Genomic DNA, 18,937 nt, shown 5'->3' with positions numbered 1-18,937 from the left:
AAGGCACCTGAGAAGGAACCAACCGTTCCAGCCACAATGCCCGATCACAAGAAGTCACGCCGGACGCAACTCAGGGCAACGGCCCAGAGCGACGCCACGCACCTGCCGGGCAGGGCGGCGGCGCCGAGGCGCGCGATCGAGCCGTCCCGGGGCGCCGGCGCGTCGTCCAGAGCGGGCGAGCAGCACCTCGGGGGCGAGCTGCGCTGTCTCGTCGTCGGTGTCGTCGCAGCGGCCGGCGGGCGCGGCGCCGTCGCGGAGCTCCTCCGGCGGCTGCCGAGCCGAGATACGTGCCTCTCCCTCGTGCTGATCTACACCGCGGAGCCCGGGGAGACTCCGCTCCTCGAGCTCGCCATGCAGAGCAGCCCGCTGCCGGTGGCAGAGCTTCGATCCGGGATGAGGCTCATACCTGGTTACGTCCAGGTCCTCCCGCCGGACGCGCGAGCGACGCTGGACAGCGTGACCGTCGACGTCGCGCCGCGGGGCGACGGCGGCCCGAGCCCCGCAGACATCTTCCTGCGCTCGCTCGCGAGCGAGCTGGGCTCGAGCGCGGTCGCCGTCGCGCTATCCGGCGCCGGGAGCGACGGTGCCGTCAGCATGAAGGACGTGAAGGCAGAGGGCGGGGTCACGTTCGCGGAGGACCCGCGCACGGCCGACCGACCGGCGCTCCCGCGCAACGCCATCGCCGCCGGGGGCATCGATTTCATCCTCGGCGTCGAGGAGATCGCGGCGGAGCTCGTGAGGATGGGCCGCCCCGGACACGTGCTCGCGCCGTGGCTCACGCAGGGCCCGTCCCTCGGCGTCGACCCGGTCCTCGGCAAGCTCTTCAGGTTGCTGCACGCGACAGCGGGCGTGGATTTCAGCCACTACAAGAAGAACACGCTGAAGCGCCGCATCCAGCGGCGGATGACGCTCCACAGGATCGGGAGCCTCCAGGAGTACCTGGATCATCTGCAGGCGCACCCGGACGAGATCGAGGCGCTCTACCAGGATCTCCTGATCAAGGTCACGACGTTCTTCCGCGATCCGGGGGCGTTCGCCGCGCTGAAGACCCATGTGCTCCCGGTGCTCATGCACAACAGGCCACAGGACTCCCCTGTTCGCGTCTGGGTGCCGGGCTGCTCGACGGGCGAGGAGGTCTACTCCCTCGCGATCTCGCTGCTCGAGTTCCTCGAAGCCGACGCGGGTGACCACGCCGTCCAGATCTTCGGCACCGACCTGAGCGAGGCCGCGATCCAGCAGGCGCGGGCCGGGATCTACGTCGAGGGCCTGTCGATCGACGTCTCGCCCAGCCGGCTGCGCCGCTTCTTCGTCCGCGTGCAAGGCGGCTTCCAGGTCAACAAATCGGTCCGCGATCTCTGCGTCTTCTCGCGCCACGACGCCACGACCGCCCCGCCCCTCTCGAAGCTCGATCTGATCAGCTGCCGCAACCTGATGATCTACCTGGAGCCGAGCTTGCAGCGCCGGCTGCTGCACACGTTCCACCACGCCCTCAAGCCGACGGGCTTCCTGCTCCTCGGCTCGTCCGAGAGCATCAGCACGGTGCCCGACCTGTTCGGGATCGTGGACAGGACCCACAGGATCTTCTGCAAGCGCGCCGCGCCCGACGCGGCCTACTCCCTCGGACTCGCCGCGCCCGCCCTGCCGAGCGCTCCCGCGCCGAGGGCGGAGAAGGAGCGGTATCCCGAGGGGCTCGGCATGGACGCGGTGCGCAGGGAGGCGGACGCCATCGTCATGATGCACTACGCCCCTGCCGGCGTGGTGGTCGACGAGGACATGCAGATCGTCCAGTTCCGGGGCAAGACAGGGCCCTACCTCGAGCCAGCGCCGGGCGACGCCAGCCTGCACCTCTTCAAGATGGCCCGGGAGGGGCTCCTGCTCGGCCTCCGGGCCGCCATCGACGCGGCGATGAGCTCGTGGACGATGGCGCGGAAGGAGCAGATCAAGGTCAGGCTGGGAGAGAAGCTCCGCTACGTCGATATCGAGGTGTGGCCGCTCAAGGTGCGGCTCCCGCAGGGGCGCTGCTTCCTCGTCGTCTTCTCCGAATCGGGCGTGGCCAGGCTCGACGCGGGCAGCGACCCGCCCCAGGGCGCCCCCCAGAAGGACCTGGAGATCGTCCAGCTCCGGAGGGAGCTCGTCGCCACGAGGGAGTACCTCCAGTCGATCATCGATGAGCTCGAGGCGACGAACGAGGAGCTCCTCTGCGCGAACGAGGAGCTCTTCGCGAGCAACGACGAGCTGCACAGGATGAACGACGCGCTCGAGGCTTCGCGGGAGGAGCTCCGGTCGACGAACCAGGAGCTGGCGACCATCAACGAGGAGCTCCACAGCAGCAACGTCGCGCTCGGCCTCGCGAACGACGACCTGCAGGACCTACTCGACAGCGTCCACATCCCGATGATGATGCTCGACGCGGACCTCAGGATCCGCCGCTTCACCGGCGCCGCGGACAGGCTGCTCGGCCTCGCCGCGAACGACGTGGGCAGGTCCATCCTCGACGTGAAGCCGAGGGGTTGGGCCGACATCGCGCCGGCCGTCGCCGAGGCGCTCGACACGGGGAGCACCGTCGAACGACAGGTCGAGGATCGCGACGGCCGCACCTACGTGATGCGGGTGCGCCCCTCCCGGACCGCCGGGAACGAGGTCGACGGCGCGGTGATCTGCTGGCTGGAGGGCGACGCGCTGAGGCGCGCCGCGCGCGAGATCGCCGGCGCGCGCGATCGCATCTCCGCGGTCTTCGAGGTCCTGCGCCACCCGTTCCTCCTGCTCGACGGCGAGCTCCGGATCCGGACGGCCACCGGGCGCTACTGCGAGATGTTCATGATCTCGCTCGGGGAGATCGAGGGGCGGCCGCTCTCGGCCATCGACGCGGGCTGGAACACCCCGCAGCTCGAGCAGCGCCTCCGCGACGTGCTCCACCGCAGCGCCTCGCTGGTCGACTTCCGCTTCGAGGCCGTGCTCGCGCGCGTCGGGCGAAAGACGCTGTCGATCTCTGCCTTTCGGCTCCAGGCCGACGAGGGCGAGCTCCCGGCCCTGCTGCTCGTCGTCGAGGACAGGACGGGCGTCGAAAAGGACGACGCCGTGCCTCCGGGGCTACGTCCAGCGCGCCGCGCCGGCGCCGACTGACGCGCTCATCGCTGCTGACGTGTCCGCCAGTCCCCGGAGGCGATCCGGGGACACCCGCGCGCCTGGCTCGCGCGCATCAGGTACGCCTCGCACCGCGCGCCTCCGTCGAGCTCGATCGACTCCCGCTGGAAGAGGTCGGGGCACCCCTCGTAGAGATCGAGCGAGGCGAGCGTCTCCGGGTCGGGCTCATAGAGCTCGCCGAGGACCGCGGTCGAGCCCCCGCGCACGAGCGCCGGATAGGCGCCGAGATCGGCGAGCTCGAACGATCGGGCCGTGCGGGCGGACCCGAGGCAACGCGCGCGCCCGAGCAGCTCGTGCGAGCGCTCGCCGCGCATCAACGTGCCATAGACGAACAGCGGCATTGCCTCGTCACCGGCAGTGCTGTTCGACCGCAGCGAGGAGCTGATCAAGGTTGATCGGCTTCTTCAGGAACTGCGCCGCGCCGAGCGAGGACACGAACTCGTCGCGCCCTGTCGCCGAGATGATCACCACCGGGATCGAGGCGAGCTCCGGGTCTTTCTTCTGCTCTGCCCTGAACTGCCAGCCATCCATGATGGGCATCATGAGGTCAAGCAGGATGAGATCAGGCCTCGGATCCGTTCGGAGCGCGCTGAGCGCCTCGCCGCCGTGGGCGGCCGAGGAGACGGCGTACCCCTCCTCCTGCAGGAGCTCGGCGAGGGTCTCTCGAATATCCGGATCATCATCGACAACGAGGATCCTCTTCAAGGGAGTGGCAGGCACGGTGCATCAACCACTATGCGAAAGCCTGACGTCACGGCGAAACAGGGAAAGCCCTGAATCCCTGCTCGGGGGGCGCTTGATCGAGCTCGTTCTGCGGGGAAGGAGGCGCATGGAGGTCTCTCTGCGGTGATGGGCGCCGCGAAGGCGCGTCGGAGCGGCGCCCGCTCGTTCGTCGATGCCAGCGCGCCGCCGACGCCCCAGACACGCGTGGGGGGCGGAGACGTTCGGGCCGGACGGCGCTCGCAGGAGGAGTTCGGGCGTACGCATCGCGGTGGTCGGTCGTCGGCAGCAAGCCCGATGGTACAGCAGGGGAGCGCTCCAGCGAAGCCGCTCTCTTTGATCTGCGGCCAGCCAGGGTGAGCATGGCGCGGCGCGGCCACGCTCACCACGTCACGCCCTGTGATCGTACCACCGTCGCGCTGAGGCGCAGCAGCGCAGCCCGCCGGAAGGGCGCTCCGGGCGCGCCGACGCGGCACGAGCGGGCAGCGTCAACGCTCCTCTCCCGTGGCGGCGAGCACCACCCTCGCGAGGGTGCTCAGCAGCACATCGATGTCCACCGGCTTCGGGATGAGCGCGGCCGCATTCAGCCGCTCGGCCATCACCTGCACCTCATGCGGCAGGCGGGCCGAGAAGATCATGAGGGGAGAGGGCGTACCGAGCTGCGCGAGCTCGGCGACGAACCGGTCCGTGGTCATGCCCGGCATGGTCAAGTCGAGCAGGACCGCGTGGAAGCGCCGATCCGCGAGCGCGTCCAGCGCCGCGCGCGCGGTCGCGGTCATCTCGACCTCGTACCCTTCCAGCGTCAGGAGCTCCTCCAGCATCGCCGCAGTGTCAACGTCGTCCTCTGCAACCAGGATCACGTGCTTGCCAGGCATGGCTCCCCTCGCCTCTCCTGGGCAGCAGCGCCGTTCCCAGGACGGCGCGCCGCTCTCTCCCATGCCGGGGAGGAGCGACGTCGATGCGACGCGCCCCGCCAGCGACCCGCACAGCGCGGGGTTTCTCGATCATGCGCCCGGCGTGACGATCACCGGGCGAACCGATCCGCGCGCGCGCCGGAGCGCTCGCCGCGGCGCGCCACGTCGAAGATCGCCGACGAAGCGCGCAGCAGGGCAGACCGCCGCTTCCGCCGGTCCGGCACGTCCCATTTCCCCGCTCCGCCCCTGGCAGTATGAAAGCCCGATCGCGCTCCGGATGCAAGGAGGGCGGACCGGAAGCGCGAGCAAATAGAGAGCGCGAACGGACTCCCCGACAGGGGAGACACCCTGGTAGACTCCCATGGATGCCTGGCGAACGCCGCGTCGCGCTACTCGCGATGGAGCCAACCATGCCGGACGGAGGGGGAGCGCCGTTCAGTCATGGAATCCGTCGTGTCGAAGCCTCATTGCTCACCGATCCGGAGCTCGCCGGCGTACCGATCCACGTGATCGAAGCGCAGACGAGGGATCTCGACGCGTGGGTCGCCGAGGTCGAGACCGTGGACGCCGATGTGGTCGGCCTCGCCGCGCACGTCTGGTCCTTTCCCACGTTCATCGAGGTCGCGCGCCACCTGCAGCGCAACCGGCCAGGGCGCACGATCGTCCTCTGCGGCCCCCTCGCGCGCCCAGCGCTGTTCGCGCTCGCGCCCTGGCGTGACGCTGCCGCCAGCATCGACGCCCTCGTGCACGGCAACGAGCTCACGTTCCGGAACATCGTCCGCCTGAGCGATCGCTCCCCCGAGGCGCTGCGCGCCGTGCCGGGGCTGCACGTCCCCACCGCCGACGGCTGGGTCTCGACGGGCGAAGCGCCCTACGTGGCGCCCGACGAGCTCCCGTCGCCGATCCGGATGAAGCTGCTCCCGACCGATCGCATCGTCCCGCTCGAGCTCAGCCGCGGCGGCGTCATGAGCTGCCTGACCTGCGGCGTCTCGACCGGCGACGCCGGCGCCGGCGTCTTCTCGGAGGCCTACCTCGTCGAGGAGCTGAGCGCGCTGCTCGCCGCGGGCGCTCCGGGCGTCCAGATCGTGGACGCCCCGCTCAACCTGAACGCGGAGGCGTTCCGGAACCTCGTGGCCGCGGAGAAGCAGGTCGGCTTCTTCAAGCAGGCGGCGCTGATGGCGTCGATCGATCCGGAGCACGTGCACGACGAGCACCTCGAGTTCCTCCGCGGCGTCGCGCGCGTGTCGCTCGGCGCGCGGCTGCCGCCGCTCACCAAGGACACCGGCGACGGCACGCAGCGCCCCTTCCGCGAGTCGAAGTTCGCGAAGGTGATCGAGGAGCTCTCGACGTTCACGGACATCGAGGTGGACATCCTCCTCGGCCTCCCGGGCGACGGTCCCGTCACGTTCCGGCGCACGCTCGAGCGCGCGCGCGAGCTCCCGTGCAAGGTCCGCATCCTGCATAGCCTCGTCCTCCCGGACGACCTCATGACCCGCGCGCCCGCGTCGTTCGAGCTCCGCTTCGACCCGTTCAACTTGATGATGCGCTCCTGCCTCGGCTGGTCCGAGGACGCGCTGTCCCGCGAGCGCAGCCGCCTCATCGAGATGGCCTACCGCGAGGGCGGGGAGATCACGCCGGACATGTGGTCGTTCCCCGGGCCGCGCGAGATGCGGCGGCCGGCGATGCCGCTCGGGAGCGGCGTGGTCCCGCCGGGCGGGGAGATCCGGGTGGAGGGCGCGACGACGCTCGCGCCGGCAGGGCAGGACCTGCAGCGCGTGCTCGAGCTCGGCATCAAGGAGGCGACCTCCGGCGGGTGGACCTTCGTCGAGGCCTCGGCGCGACCGGGCGAGATCGTCGTCATCATGAAGACGCGCGACGGCGCGCTGGTCGTCGAGATGCGCCCCGCCTCGCCCACGGAGAACGCCTACAAGGTCGTGGACGGCGTCGCGTTCGGCTACCGCTCGCCGCGCGGCGTGAAGATGAGCGACGGCGCGCTCCGCCTGCTCGATCGCGTCCTCCAGCGCCTCCACGCGCCCGCGCGCACGGCGCTCGGCCTGTCGACCCAGGACGGCGGCCCCGGCTCGGCGCGGGTGCGGCGCTTCCGCGCGACCCCCTCGTGACGCGCCGCCGGCCAGGGACCTCCCCGGGCTACTGAGCGCCTTCGCGATCCGTGCTGCGCCACGCGGCCGGCGCGCGCGCGGCCTCGGCCCGCGGCGGGATCGACTCCATGCGGCGGGGCGCCCTGAGGAACTCTCGCCGGAGCTCCTCGATGCGCTGCGGCGAGATCTCCTGGTGGTCCACGATGTAGGGGTGGACCTGGCGGCTCTTGCCGCGGATGCTCAGGGCGCCGGTCGGCTGCGCCGGGATGCAGTCGTCGAGCGTCGCGTACGTCGCCTGGCAGATGATGATCTTGGAGCCGAGCTCCTTGTTGAACTGCTCGAGGCGCGAGGCCGTGTTCACCGTATCCCCGATGCAGGTGTACTCCATGCGCTGGAGCGACCCGATGTTGCCGGAGATGACGGTGCCGGTCGCGATCCCGACGCCCATCTTGATCTCCCCGCAGCCGAGGATCTGCCGCTGGTTCATGCGCTCGAGGGCCTGCACCATCTCGATCGCCGCGACCACGGCGCGCTTCGGCGCGTCCTCGACCGACAGCGGCGCGCCGAACACCGCCATCAGCCCGTCGCCGATGTACTTGTCGAGCGTGCCCCCGTAGCGGAACACGATCTCGACCATCTCCGTGAAGTACTCGTTCAGGAACGAGACCACGACCTCCGGCTCGACCGACTCGGTGAGCGGGGTGAAGTTGCGGATATCGGTGAACATCACCGACACGTGCCGGCGCGTCCCGCCCAGCTTGAGCCGCCCCGGATCGGAGAGGACGAAGTCGACGAGGTCCTTCGAGAGGTACCTGCCGAGCTCCTGCTTCTCGCGCTCGAGCCGGACGCGGGCCAGGGACTCCACCTCGGCGCGGAGGAGCAGGTTGCGCGAGATGCGGGCGATGATGCCGGCGACGACGCCCGGGAGCGCGATGAAGAGGATCTGCTGGCACTGGTCCGCGATGTTGATGGCGTTCTGGCCATAGACGGACACCGCGCTGATCGGGATCGCGCCGGTCCAGACCGTGGCCGCGAGCACGACCGCGTTGAACAGGGCCGACAGCCCCGCCGAGTACAGGCACGCCGCGAGGCTGTAGCGGAAGCCCGACATCAGGTTCCAGAGCACGTAGACCGTCGCCAGGTAGCTCGAGAAGTACTCGATCATCCCGGAGTGGTTCCGCGCCGTCGCCAGCGCCGTGAGCGTCAGGAGCGCGAGGTCGACGAAGATGCTCACGTACTTGAGCCAGCTCACGTAGACGTCGGGGCGCAGGCGGAAGAACGCGTAGAGCAGGAGCGAGTAGGCGAGGTAGCCGCCGATCTGGATCGCGAAGATCTGGTTGGCGGCCGGCGTGTTGACCGTCCACACGTGCGTGAACGTGTAGACGCTGAGCAGCGCGAACACGAACCGAACGTGGTTCACGATCTGCTCGCCGCGCATCTCCTGCGCCTGCATGATCCGCACGATCTCGGGCGATTTCTCGATGCTCATGCGCGCCGCTCCCCTCCGCGCCGCAGCCGAGACCGCGCCGCAGCGAACCCGCGCGCGCAGAGCGCGGTCGTCAGCGCCCTGCCCTGGTGGTGCCCCTCGCGGCCGTGCTTCATCGGCGTCCGGTAGAGCGGCTCGGCCGGCCAGGAGCCGTCCACGAGCTGGCGCTCGCCGAGGTTGCGCAGCCCCCGCTCGATCAGCAGCGGGTCCGGCGCCGCGGTCATCGCGGCCCCCTCGAGGCACGCAGCCGTGCAGAGCGGCGTCCCGAAGCCGCCGTCGAGCCGCTGCGAGCCGAGCATGCGCGACAGGACCGCGGCCTCGACCGCCTCGATCTCGGCCGTGCGCGGCGCGTCCGCTGCCCTCGCCTGGTGCTGCCGGTAGAGGCGCGCGAAGCGGAGGAACGCGAGGTCCGTGTACGAGTCGTCATAGAAGCAGGCGCCCTGGATGCCGTCCGGCGAGGCCGCGTCGAGCACGCGCCGCGCGTTCGCGTCGATGAGCCGCGCGAACCGCGTCGCGTCGAACGAGAGCAGTCCCGCGAGCAGGTTCAGCCGCACCGCCGAGCAGTCGTCGCCGGCCCACGCCGCGCCCGGCGTGGTCGGCCCCGCGGGCCCGCGGTAAAACCAGGTCGGGACGACGCCATCGTCGCCCACGTTGGCCAGCATGACCTCGATCCACGTCTCCGCCCGCTCCCGGGCGGCGCCCGTCGCCGCGATGAGCTGGAGGATGATCGCGAGGTCGTCCGCGTCCGGCGGGAGCTCGCGGAAATCGCCGAAGTAGCGGAGCTCGCCGGCCGGGATCTCGTCGAGCAGCGCCGCGGCGTCGGCGCGGACGTCTCGCCCGACCTCCCCGATCTCGATCAGCGCCATCAGGATCGTCGCCCGCACGAACCAGTGCCCCACGGGCTGCTCGCGCGATCCGAGCACGCCGAAGCGCTGCACTTCCCAGGACTCTTGCCACGGCGCCGCTTCCAGGAGGAACGCGACCGCCGCCCGCAGGTCCGCGTCGTCTGCCGGCGCCAGGTCGCCCTGCGCGCGCGGCGGCCCGAGCGCCGCGCCGGCGCCGATCACGTCGCGGAAGGACATCAGCCCTTCGAAGAAGCGGAGGCGCTCTCCGAGCGCGTCGACGAACTCGCGCTGCGCCTCGGCGAGGCCACGCTCGCTCGGGCGCGCGCGAGGAGCGCTGGCCGCGAGCTCGCGCGCTGACGCGAGCGCGCCCCGCACCCGCGCGGCGAGGGCGGCCCGGTAGGGGCGACCCGCGAGCAGGCCGTGGATCTCGCGCCGGCGCACCGGGGACGCGCGCTCGCCAGCGAGGGCGCGGAGCAGCGGAGGGGCGAGCTCCGGGTCGCGCAGCCAGAGCGCGAGGAGCGGCGTGAGCGTCGGCGCCGCGAGGTCCGGCGCCGCCGGGTCGAGCCAGAGGCGCACGAGCCCGTCGAGCAGCCAGATCGGCGCTGCCACCGCCTCTCCGAAGCGGCGGGCGGGCGCGGGCTCGTCGCCCGCCAGGAGCGCAGCCACCGTCCACAGGGCGACCGCCTCGCGCGCGCCGCCCGCGTCGCTGCGCGCGACCGCGCCGCCCGCGTCGCTGCGCGCGGCCGCGGCGCCCGCGGCCACCACCGGGTTGTGCTCCCACGACGCTTCCGCGAGCTCGGCCAGGCCGAGCAGCCAGCGGTGGACGCGCGCCTCCTCCACGTGCTGCGCCAGCAGGCGCCCGGCGAGCGCGCTGCGCGCGAGCGCGTCGGGAGCGCCGTCGACGCCGCCGGCCGCCACGAGCGCGACGGCGACGGCCGCATCACCCGCCGCCGCGGGCGACGACACACGCCCGCAGATCCGCAGGGCCCAGCCAGCCCAGGGGATGCTGCGCCCCGACGGCGCGCCCACGCCGCGCTCGATCGCGAGCGCCCCCCACGCCGCGTCGCCGCGCCAGAGAGCTCCCGCGCGCAGCAACGCTGACCAGGAGCGCTCGCACACCGCCTTGTCGGCGGGGTCGAGCCAGGGCCAGGCGGCGGTCGCCCCTGCGTCGGCGGCCAGCGTCACATACCGACTCCACCCTCGCGCGCCGCGGTCGCGATGGCCGCATCGACCGCTTCGGGCGTCGAGGTCGCGGCGTCCCGGATGCGCTGGAGCGTCTCCGGTGCGACCTCGTACCCCTCCGCCTCGATGGTGCGCTCAGGGCTCGCGAGGAGCTGCTGACGGAAGCTCGAATCCACAACGGCACGACCGATGAGCTCTGCCTCTGTTTTCTTCGCTGTCACGACTCCTCGCTTTCTCGCTCCGGAGGCTAGGAGACCTCCAAACGGCTAGCAAGTGGAAGCAGGCGCATCCTCGCGCGTTGATCAGATCAGTGCGACGGCGCGCGGGTTCGCGTCCGGACCGGCTCGGCTCAGCGCGGCGCGCCGGCGCTCGCGACCGGCTCGCCGGCGAGCGCGCTGAAAAACGCGAGGAATACCCGCCGCTGGATCTCGGCCATGTACTGCGCGCGCTCCTTGCAGAAGCGCACGGCCTCCGGTAGCTCGAGCGCCCCGGCGGCATCCTCGGCGCGAGCGAGCTCACAACGCGCCTCCTCCAGGATGGCGTCGAAGCCGCCGCGCGCGAACAGCGCCGCGCGCAGCGCCGTCGCGCCGCGCCCGTCCGTAGTGCGCCGGGGCTCGTCGTCAGCGCGCGCGGCCCCGCCCGGCCGCGGCGGCCCATCGCCGCTCGGCTCGACCTGCGCGCCGAGCCGGGAGAGCACGTACGTGGCATTCCCGATCGCGCGATCCTTCTCGGCGTGCAGCAGATCCGCGAAGAGCTGGTGCGCCGCGGCGAGCGCGGAGACGAACGTCTCGAGGGAGGCGAGGCGCTCGGGCCGCGACAGCGCGAACAGCGCCGCGGCGGCCGGGAGCACGAGCGGCCGAGAGCGGGCGAGCACCCGGTGGAACGTGTCGGCGTCGCGCGCGCCGCCGCCCCGGTGCAGCCGCCGTTCGAGGAGCATCGCCTCGCCGTACCCGAACCACACCTCCTCGAAGAGATCCCAGAAGGCGCTCCCGTCGGGGAGCGAGCGAGCGAGCAGCGCCTGATGTCGGGCGAACAGCGCCCCGGACAGGAGCACCGCGGCGCCGGGCTCACCGAGCCCTTCGTCGAGCAGATCGTCCTCGATCCGGACGTGCAGGTACCCGACCGCCGCCGCCTCGGCGAGATCGACGGCGAGCGGCGGAAGCCCTCGCGATCCGGCTCCCGGCGGTGGCGCGCCGAACCCCGTCGCGACCCAGAGCGGCAGATCGAGCACCGGGAGCGCCATGGGGTGCGAGAAGTAGCCCTCGCCCGGCTCGCCCTCGAAGAGCCTGAGGCGCGCGGCGAGCTCGTCGAACAGCGCGCCGAGCTCGCCTCCGAGCCGGCGTCGGAACGCCGCGATCCGCCGCAGCACCTCGGCCTCGAGCGACGCCTCGACGTCGCCCTTCGCGCCCTTGCTCCCTCCCGCTGCGCCTCCGTGTTCGCTCATCCCACCTCCGGCCGGCGCGGACGGCGCCGCCTCGCCCGACGCTACCACGAGCAGCCTCGTCCGCAGCGCAGGCGCCGCCGACTTTGCCATGAGCGAAGGCCGTGCGACACTCGGCGACTTCACGAGACGGAAAAACCATGATCGATTCCGAGCGTTTCTCCGAGCGTTACGGAGACATCACGACCGACGCTCGCGCCGACGTCCTCGATTTCCGGGACACCCTCTATCGCCCCACGATGGTGGAGGTGCCTCCGGTCATGCCGCCCGAGCGCTTCATGGACCACGGCGTTCCCGTGCTCGATCAGGGCAGGAACAACGGGTGCACCGGCTTCACGGTCGCCACCGTGGCCCACTACCTCCTGCGCAAGCGCAAGGTGTCCCCGGACTACGGGCTCGTGAGCCAGAACATGGTGTACACGATGGCGCGCCGTTACGACGAATACCCGGGCGAGGACGACGCGCGGGGCTCCAGCCTGAGGGGCGCCATGAAGGGCTGGCACAAACACGGTATCTGCGCCTACGAGCACTGGCCGTGGGACCCGAACGATCTCCACGGGACGCTCACGCCGGAGCGCGCGTCCGACGCGATGCTACGCCCGCTCGGCCTGTATCAGCGCGTGAACCACAAGGACCTCCCGGCGATGCACAACGCCCTCGCGGAGGTCGGGGTCGTCGCGGCCTCGGCGCTCATTCCGTTCAGCGGCTGGTACTACGGCACCCAGAAGAACGGCATCATCCCGGCGGTCGACAAGACGAACCCCTTCATCGCCCCCTGGGGAGGCCATGCCTTCGCGATCGTCGGGTATGACGCGGAGGGCTTCTGGCTCCAGAACTCCTGGGGCCTCGGCTGGGGCAAGAGCGGCTTCGGGCGGCTCTGTTATGACGACTGGCTCCAGTACGGCTTCGACGCGTGGGTCGGTCGGCTCGGCGTCCCCATCCGCCTGAGCCAGCCGCGATCGTTGCGCCCGCTCACGTCGGCGAGCCGGACGTTCGCGAGCCTGCGGCCGCACCTCATCAGCGTCGACATGCACGGGCAGCTCCAGCAGCGCGGCGCCTACGGCACGTCCTCGGAGGACGTCCGCATCATCATGGAAGAAGACTTCATGAGCGCGACCGAGAGCTGGAGGCGCCGCCGCCTCGTGCTCATCGCGGGCGGCGGGCTGCGCCGGCAGATCGACGCGATCAACCGGATGTCGCGCCTCCGGCCGAAGCTGCTCGGGCACGAGATCTACCCCCTCGAGCTCCTCTGGGAGACCGACCACTACCCGCGCCTGCTCGAGATCCTCCACCGCGCCACGGAGGGCCGCCGCCACGACGGCTACGATCCCCGGGCGTTCGGCTTCATGATCGACCGGCGCGACGACGCCCTGGAGCCGCTCGTCCGCCGCATGGGCGGCAAGGCCGAGTGGGATCGCATGAAGCTCGCCGCGGGCGACGCGACCATGGACGCCGATCACGGCGGGCTCCGCGAGATGATCGGCCGCCTCGCGTCGCTGATGGACAGGGATCCGAGGATCGAGCTCCACCTGGTCGCCCACTCCAGCGGCACGTTCCTGCTCGCGCCGCTGGTGCAGCTCGTCACCTCGGAGAAGGGCAAGCGGATCGAGGGGGGCCCGATGCGGGGCCAGCTCGGGCTCGGGCTCCCCATCGAGTCGCTCTCGCTGCTCGCGCCGGCGAGCGCCATCGACGCGTTCCGCGACACGTACATGCCCTCGATCAAGAGCGGCATGGTCCGCCGCTTCGCCCTGTTCACGCTCACGGACGAGGCGGAGCTCCAGGACCACTGCGAGGTGTACGGAAGGTCGCTCCTCTACCTGGTCTCGAACGCGCTCGAGCGGCGCCCGCGGGTGCCCGGGACGAGCGGCGTCTCGCTGCTCGGCATGGAGGCGGGGCTCCTCGATCCGGAGAACGCCGACGTCCTCGCGCTCCTCACCGACGACAGGGAGGAGCGGCACACCGTGTTCCCGAGGGCGGAGTGGATCAAGGGGCCCAACACGAGGCCTCCTCCCCACGGCTCCGAGGCGCGGCGGCACGAGGACTTCGACAACGACGCGACCACGTGGAAGTCCGTGATCGCCCGCATCCTCAACCAGCCCTTCGCGGATGGCCTGCCGCCGATGTCGGCGCGGGATCCGTGGTGATGACGCCCTTCTCACCCCTCCGGGCTGCGCGGCTCCACGGAGGTCACCTCGCGGAGGACCGGGGCGCCGAGCCGCTCGGACACGGGGGGCGGCGGCGCGATCGCTCCGCTGAGGAGGATCGCGAACGAGGCCCGGATCTCCTCGCCGAAGTCGATCCGGAAGAGGCTCATCTCCGGCCGGCTGCGGATGTCGCGAATCACGTCGCTGGGATCGCAGACCTGGCGCATCCCGATGAGCAGGGCGTACATGCGGATGAGGAGCGGACCGCCCTGTCCGGGGGCGAGCGACGGCAGGCATCGCTCGAGCAGCGCCCCGGTGCGCTCGACGTGCGCGAGCAGGGAGAGCTTGAAGCGTAGGGCGGCCTCGTAGCTGACGTTCTGCTCGAGGACGCTGTGCAGGATGGAGAGCAACCGCGTCATCGCGCCGCGCGCGACGAGGGTCGTCGACAGGATCGAGGCGATGCTGGCGGCCGCGTCCTCTCCGGACGCCGAGGAGCCGCCGCGGCGCCCCCGCGAGGCCCGAGCGTGCGACGCGCCCGCGACGCCCTGGGAGTCGCCGAGATGCGCGAGATGGATATTCACATCATCAAACCATTTCGCGAGCTCTTGATCAACGACGGCGAGGAACAGCTCTTCTTTGGTTGTGAAATACAGGTAGAGCGTACCTTTTGCGAGCCTGGTGCGCTCGGCGACCTGCGCCATGGTGACCTCGGGATACGGGGTCTCCTGGAACAGCTGCCAGGCTGCGTCGATGATGAACCTCCGACGCTCCTCTTTCTGTTCCTCCTTTCTCGCTCTCCGCGTTGAGCTCATAGACAGACCGGTTTACGCCGTCTGCACAAGATAAGCAATCCACACAATGCATCACACCGCATGTATACAAACTGACCAGCGCGTGTTGGTCGCGCGTATCAGTGTCGCTTGCCCCGCGCGCGATCGCTCCGCCGGACCGCCGTTATCGTAGAAGTAACCGCCCTCATCACATTTCACCGGCCGCGGTCACACCGATGCCGTGTACCCCGGCTGTCGCAGGCGCGTGTCGTGGCGACAGAGCAGTAAAATAACGTCGTTGCTGCGCGGCGCTCGGGGCTCGACGTGGAGAGTCGCTCTCTCGGCGCCACATCCCGCGTCCGCGCGGGCTGCGCCGGGTCGCGCTCTTCCTGAGTCGCGCCGTCTCAGCCCGCGGCTGCCATCGCCAGGGCCCGATGGATCACGCGGAGCGCGACGTCGGTGAGGCCATAGGCCGGCAGCTCGGCGGGAGGCACGAGGGCCACCTCGGAGGCGTCGTCGCCTGGAGAGAGGACGCCTCCGGTGGACTCGCAGAGGTAATCGAGGATCACGTAATGATAAGGAGTCGCCACGATCTCCACGACGTCCACGAGCGGGCCGACGCGGATCTCGAGGCCCGTCTCCTCGCGGATCTCGCGGGCGACGGCGTCGGCGAGCCGCTCACCGGGCTCGACGCGGCCGCCGGGGAGCGACCAGGAGCCCTCGAGCGGAGGGCGCGCGCGCCGGATGAGGACCACGCGCGGCGCGCCGGACGCGTCCGCGCGGCGCTCGATCACGACGGCGCCGACGGCCACGCGCGGGGGCTCCGGAGGGCGGCTCGGCGCGTCGCTCACGGAGCGGCCGTACCCGTGCGGCCGGCCTTGCAGCGGGCGTCGCCGGGCGTCGCCACCACGAGGTCGTACTCGCCGAGCGCGACGTCGCGCGGAACGATGACGGCGTCGTCGTAGCGGCCCCGATCGTCCGTTGACAGCGAGCCGACCGTCACGCCCTGCGGCGCCGAGCTCCCCGTCAGGATCACGTCGACGCGGACGTGGGCGCACGGCGCGCCGTTGCTGCTGACCTGCCCCTGGAGGCGGAGCGGGAAGCCGCGGCGGATGTCCTTGTCCAGCGCGGTCACGACCACGTCGGTGCGCTCGGCCGCGCGCTCGTTCGGATCGCTCGTGGGGGTGGGCGCCGGCGGCGCTGACGGCGGCGGCGCGGCAGGGCTGCTGCCGCTGCCGGCCGGGCCCGCGGGCCCCTGCTGCGCCTGCTCGGCGCGGGTCCTGTCTGCGAGGTCCTGGCCCGAGTCGCGCTGCTCCGGCCAGCTGTAGGGATCCGGCGGCGGCACATAGGGCGGGCGGCTCGGATCGACCTCCTGGTCCATGTTGAGGGCGGCTCCCCCCAGATCGACGCGGTGCCAGAGCGAGCCGTCGAACACCTCGACCCAGGCGTGCGCCTCGTTGACGACCATCCGCGAGGGGATCCCGATGTGCAGGGCCGTGACGAGGAACGCGAAGGCGCGATGACGGCAGACGCCTTTGCGCGAGAGCGCGAGATCGAGGTAGATGTCGCCGTGCCCCTTGGGCGGGTCGTCCGATGGGGCGAACGACCGGAAGTACTCGACCATCTTCTGCACGACGTCGCGCGGCCGCATCGCGGTCGAGATGCCGATCGCCTGCGCGACCTGCCGGAACGCCGCCTCGTGCGAAGCCTCCTGCGGCGCGCGGTAGCGCTCGAGCTTGGCCCAGTCGACGTCAGCGAACTCGCTGCCGAACGTCGCGCGGGCGATCGCGAGCTGCACGACGAGCCGGACGCGCGCGCTCTTCGTGCCGCGCACGAACCAGTTGTCGGCCCCGTCGCGCAGCACGACGACCGGGGTATCGGGGTTCACGTGCATCCTCACGAGCCGCGTATCCGGCCCGACCGTCGGGATCCGGACCGGCTCATTCGGCACGAGGTCGACCGCGATGTCCCCGTAGAACGCCTCGTCCCCGGCCGCGACCGTCGCGTCCGCCTTCACGGTCTTCAGGCTCCGATCGCGGACGACGAGCGAGTAGTCCGCCCTCACCGCGTCGTAGGCCTGGAGCCGCTTGAACGGCGCGGTCGCGGGGGAGAACGGATCGTCGTAGCGCTCGACGTTCGGTCGGCGGGTGTCTCGATCCGGCTCGTACGACGCCTCGGGTCCCGCGTCGGATCCGACGTTGCTGTAGACCTGCTGCTGGGGCGACGGCGGTCGCTGCGGATCCGGCGCGGTGGCCAGGCCGCTCGGCGTCTGGATCGCCGCCGGGAGCCCCCCGTCGAGCGTCGTCGTGGCGAGCGACACGTCCTCCGCGGGATCGGGCGCGATGAACTCGTGCAGCAGCGACCCCTGCGCGTCGGCGAGCGGCGATACGGCGCACGCGAGCGCGAACACGAGCGCGCTGCGCGCCCAGCCGCCGCGCCGGCGCCGGGACGCGGAGACATCGGGCGGAGGAGCGGGGTGCAGGCGCGCGGCCGGAGGGGACATCAGGGTTCTTTATGAAACCAGAAACCCCGGCGATGTTCCACGCCGGCCGGTCGATCGCCGTGGTTGGCGGTCACCCGCCGTCATGCATCGTCGCCACCGTCCATCACCGGTCAGCGCCGGTACTGCGGGGCGTCGGCGTGGTGGCGCCGCGGCTGCGGGGTCGAGCGTAGCCGGTCGATCGCCTCGGTGGACTCTCCGCGGGCGGTCAGCTCGGCCGCGAGCACGTCGAGGGCGGGCTGGAAGATGTCCGTCCGCGCGAAGCGGCCGGCGCGCCCGCCGGCCAGCCTCGGCAGGACGGCGACGATGCGCCGCATGCCGTCGGCGTAGCGGCGGGAGATCGCCAGCCGGTCGATGAGCGGCTCGAGGAAGTCGGCCACGGCCGCAGCGCGATCGCGGACGCCGTCGCAGGCCTCCTTCATCGGCTCGAGGAGCAGGAGCGTCCAGAGGACCGTGTCGTCGAGCGGCCGGTCCGCGGCGGTGCGCCGGTCGACGTAGTCGAGCACGCGCCAGAGGCGCTGGCCCGGGCCGTCGTCGCCTCGATCGTCGTAGAGCAGCGCCGAGACCTCCGGCAAGAGCACGTCGAGCACGCCGGTCTCCCACGCGAGGTAGATGGTGCGGCGCGCCTGGCCGCCGCGCAGGAGGCGCAGGATCTCCTCGGAGAGGCGCGGGCGCGCCGCGAGGGCGAGCGCGTCGCGGCAGTACACGACCGCATCGTAGACGTCGGGGGTGATCGCGAAGCCCAGCCGGCCCGCGAACTTGAGCGCGCGCAGGATGCGGATCGGATCCTCGCGGAAGCGCGTCTCCGGGTCGCCGATCGTGTGGACCACCTGGCGGCGCACGTCATCCATGCCGCCGACCCAGTCGAGGATCTGCCGCGCCTCCACGTCGTAGAAGAGCGCGTTGATCCGGAAGTCGCGGCGGAGGGCGTCCTCGTGGGCGACGCCGAACGCGTTGTCGCTCCGGATGAGCAGCTCGCTCCCGTCGTCGGAGTCCTCCTTCGGGTTGCGGCGGAAGGTCGCCACCTCGATGACCTTCCCGCCCTGGAAGAGGACGTGCACCAGGCGAAACCGCCGACCGATGATGCGCGAGTTGCGGAAGAGCTCGCGGACCTCCTCCGGCCGGGCGCTCGTGGCGACGTCGAAGTCCTTCGGGCGCCGGTCGAGCAGCAGATCTCGCACGCAGCCGCCGACCAGATAGGCCTGGAAGCCGTGGCGGACGAGGCGTCGAACGACTTTCTGGACGTCCGGATCGATCCGCGCCTCGTCGAAGACCACCTGGTAGCGACGCGGGGTAGGGATGTCCTCAGCGACGAGCTCGATCCGGAACGGATCCTCGTCGAGGGCGCCAGAGTCCGTCGGCATGAGCTCGCCCTCGGGCGGAGCGCGTAGCCCGGGGGCGCTGCGGCTCTCGTATTTCGGGAGTTCGGCGTCTTGGAACGCCGCTGTGCCGTTGTCAGGAGATGGGGTCGCGCGACCCATAATCAGAACCGAAAAAGCGGCCAGGCTGAGCCTGGAGGGAGTGGAGGACGACTGGCGCGCGATTCTGGGATTCCAGTTTCCCCTGGAGAACCGACCCGCGCTGATGAGGCCCGCGCCCGCGGACCCCCGAACCGTGCCGGCTCGCTCCCCTCGGCCTGGAGCGGCCTGACGAGCGGATCCGGCTGTCGCCCGGAACAAGAGATGCTAACGG

The 18,937-nt window shown here is 71.3% G+C and carries 14 protein-coding genes; 3 read left to right on the top strand and 11 right to left on the bottom strand.

Features of this window, described 5'->3' with window-relative positions; all coding sequences use genetic code 11:
- Positions 1-36: 36 nt before the first annotated feature.
- Entirely contained in the window at positions 37-3,123 is a 3,087-nt protein-coding gene (locus tag WME96_RS08895; protein WP_437289722.1) for a CheR family methyltransferase, read from the top strand.
- Positions 3,124-3,128: 5 nt separating this feature from the next.
- On the opposite strand, the gene WME96_RS08890 is transcribed toward WME96_RS08895, so the two are convergent.
- The 3 genes from WME96_RS08890 to WME96_RS08880 all read right to left on the bottom strand — a co-directional run bounded on the left by WME96_RS08890 (position 3,129) and on the right by WME96_RS08880 (position 4,739).
- Positions 3,129-3,533, bottom strand: a complete 405-nt coding sequence (locus tag WME96_RS08890; protein ID WP_437289721.1) for a gamma-glutamylcyclotransferase family protein — start codon at positions 3,531-3,533, stop codon at positions 3,129-3,131.
- Complete coding sequence (locus WME96_RS08885) at positions 3,493-3,849, bottom strand: response regulator (protein ID WP_061619727.1); 357 nt, start codon at positions 3,847-3,849, stop codon at positions 3,493-3,495. Before WME96_RS08885 ends, WME96_RS08890 begins: the two co-directional genes overlap by 41 nt.
- 503 nt (positions 3,850-4,352) lie before the next feature.
- Positions 4,353-4,739 (bottom strand): response regulator, encoded by a 387-nt coding sequence (locus WME96_RS08880; RefSeq protein ID WP_437289720.1) that lies wholly within the window; start codon positions 4,737-4,739, stop codon positions 4,353-4,355.
- Between the two features lie 506 nt (positions 4,740-5,245).
- Between WME96_RS08880 and WME96_RS08875 the strand changes: the two genes are divergently transcribed.
- On the top strand, positions 5,246-6,898 hold the full coding sequence (locus tag WME96_RS08875; RefSeq protein WP_437289719.1) for a B12-binding domain-containing radical SAM protein: 1,653 nt from the start codon (positions 5,246-5,248) through the stop codon (positions 6,896-6,898).
- A 28-nt stretch (positions 6,899-6,926) separates the two neighbouring features.
- On the opposite strand, the gene WME96_RS08870 is transcribed toward WME96_RS08875, so the two are convergent.
- The 4 genes from WME96_RS08870 to WME96_RS08855 all read right to left on the bottom strand — a co-directional run bounded on the left by WME96_RS08870 (position 6,927) and on the right by WME96_RS08855 (position 11,834).
- Positions 6,927-8,366 carry an adenylate/guanylate cyclase domain-containing protein gene (locus WME96_RS08870; protein WP_437289718.1) on the bottom strand — a complete coding sequence of 480 codons (1,440 nt, stop codon included), beginning with the start codon at positions 8,364-8,366 and terminating at the stop codon, positions 6,927-6,929.
- Positions 8,363-10,393, bottom strand: coding sequence for a hypothetical protein (locus tag WME96_RS08865; protein WP_437289717.1), 2,031 nt, complete (start codon positions 10,391-10,393; stop codon positions 8,363-8,365). The genes WME96_RS08870 and WME96_RS08865 overlap by 4 nt, the downstream gene beginning before the upstream one ends.
- Entirely contained in the window at positions 10,390-10,611 is a 222-nt protein-coding gene (locus WME96_RS08860; protein ID WP_437289716.1) for a Franean1_4349 family RiPP, read from the bottom strand. Before WME96_RS08860 ends, WME96_RS08865 begins: the two co-directional genes overlap by 4 nt.
- 128 nt (positions 10,612-10,739) lie before the next feature.
- On the bottom strand, positions 10,740-11,834 hold the full coding sequence (locus WME96_RS08855) for a geranylgeranyl pyrophosphate synthase (protein WP_437289715.1): 1,095 nt from the start codon (positions 11,832-11,834) through the stop codon (positions 10,740-10,742).
- A 137-nt stretch (positions 11,835-11,971) separates the two neighbouring features.
- Here WME96_RS08855 and WME96_RS08850 point away from each other — a divergent pair, with 137 nt between their 5' ends.
- Complete coding sequence (locus WME96_RS08850) at positions 11,972-13,975, top strand: C1 family peptidase (RefSeq protein ID WP_437289714.1); 2,004 nt, start codon at positions 11,972-11,974, stop codon at positions 13,973-13,975.
- An 11-nt stretch (positions 13,976-13,986) separates the two neighbouring features.
- On the opposite strand, the gene WME96_RS08845 is transcribed toward WME96_RS08850, so the two are convergent.
- The 4 genes from WME96_RS08845 to pcnB form a co-directional block, all read right to left on the bottom strand.
- A complete protein-coding gene (locus WME96_RS08845) occupies positions 13,987-14,556 on the bottom strand; it encodes a TetR/AcrR family transcriptional regulator (RefSeq protein WP_437292291.1) in 570 nt (189 codons plus the stop codon).
- A 593-nt stretch (positions 14,557-15,149) separates the two neighbouring features.
- The gene (locus WME96_RS08840; protein ID WP_437289713.1) at positions 15,150-15,596 is read right to left on the bottom strand and encodes an NUDIX hydrolase; all 447 of its coding nucleotides are present in this window, start codon (positions 15,594-15,596) and stop codon (positions 15,150-15,152) included.
- The gene (locus WME96_RS08835) at positions 15,593-17,248 is read right to left on the bottom strand and encodes a transglutaminase-like domain-containing protein (protein WP_437289712.1); all 1,656 of its coding nucleotides are present in this window, start codon (positions 17,246-17,248) and stop codon (positions 15,593-15,595) included. The genes WME96_RS08840 and WME96_RS08835 overlap by 4 nt, the downstream gene beginning before the upstream one ends.
- A gap of 110 nt (positions 17,249-17,358) precedes the next feature.
- Positions 17,359-18,609, bottom strand: coding sequence for a polynucleotide adenylyltransferase PcnB (gene pcnB, locus WME96_RS08830; RefSeq protein WP_437289711.1), 1,251 nt, complete (start codon positions 18,607-18,609; stop codon positions 17,359-17,361).
- Positions 18,610-18,937: the final 328 nt, after the last annotated feature.

Origin of the sequence: Sorangium sp. So ce406 (genome assembly GCF_051474675.1) — a bacterium.
Lineage (GTDB): Bacteria > Myxococcota_A > Polyangia > Polyangiales > Polyangiaceae > Sorangium > Sorangium cellulosum_G.
This window is presented reverse-complemented; position numbering and strand designations above follow the sequence as displayed.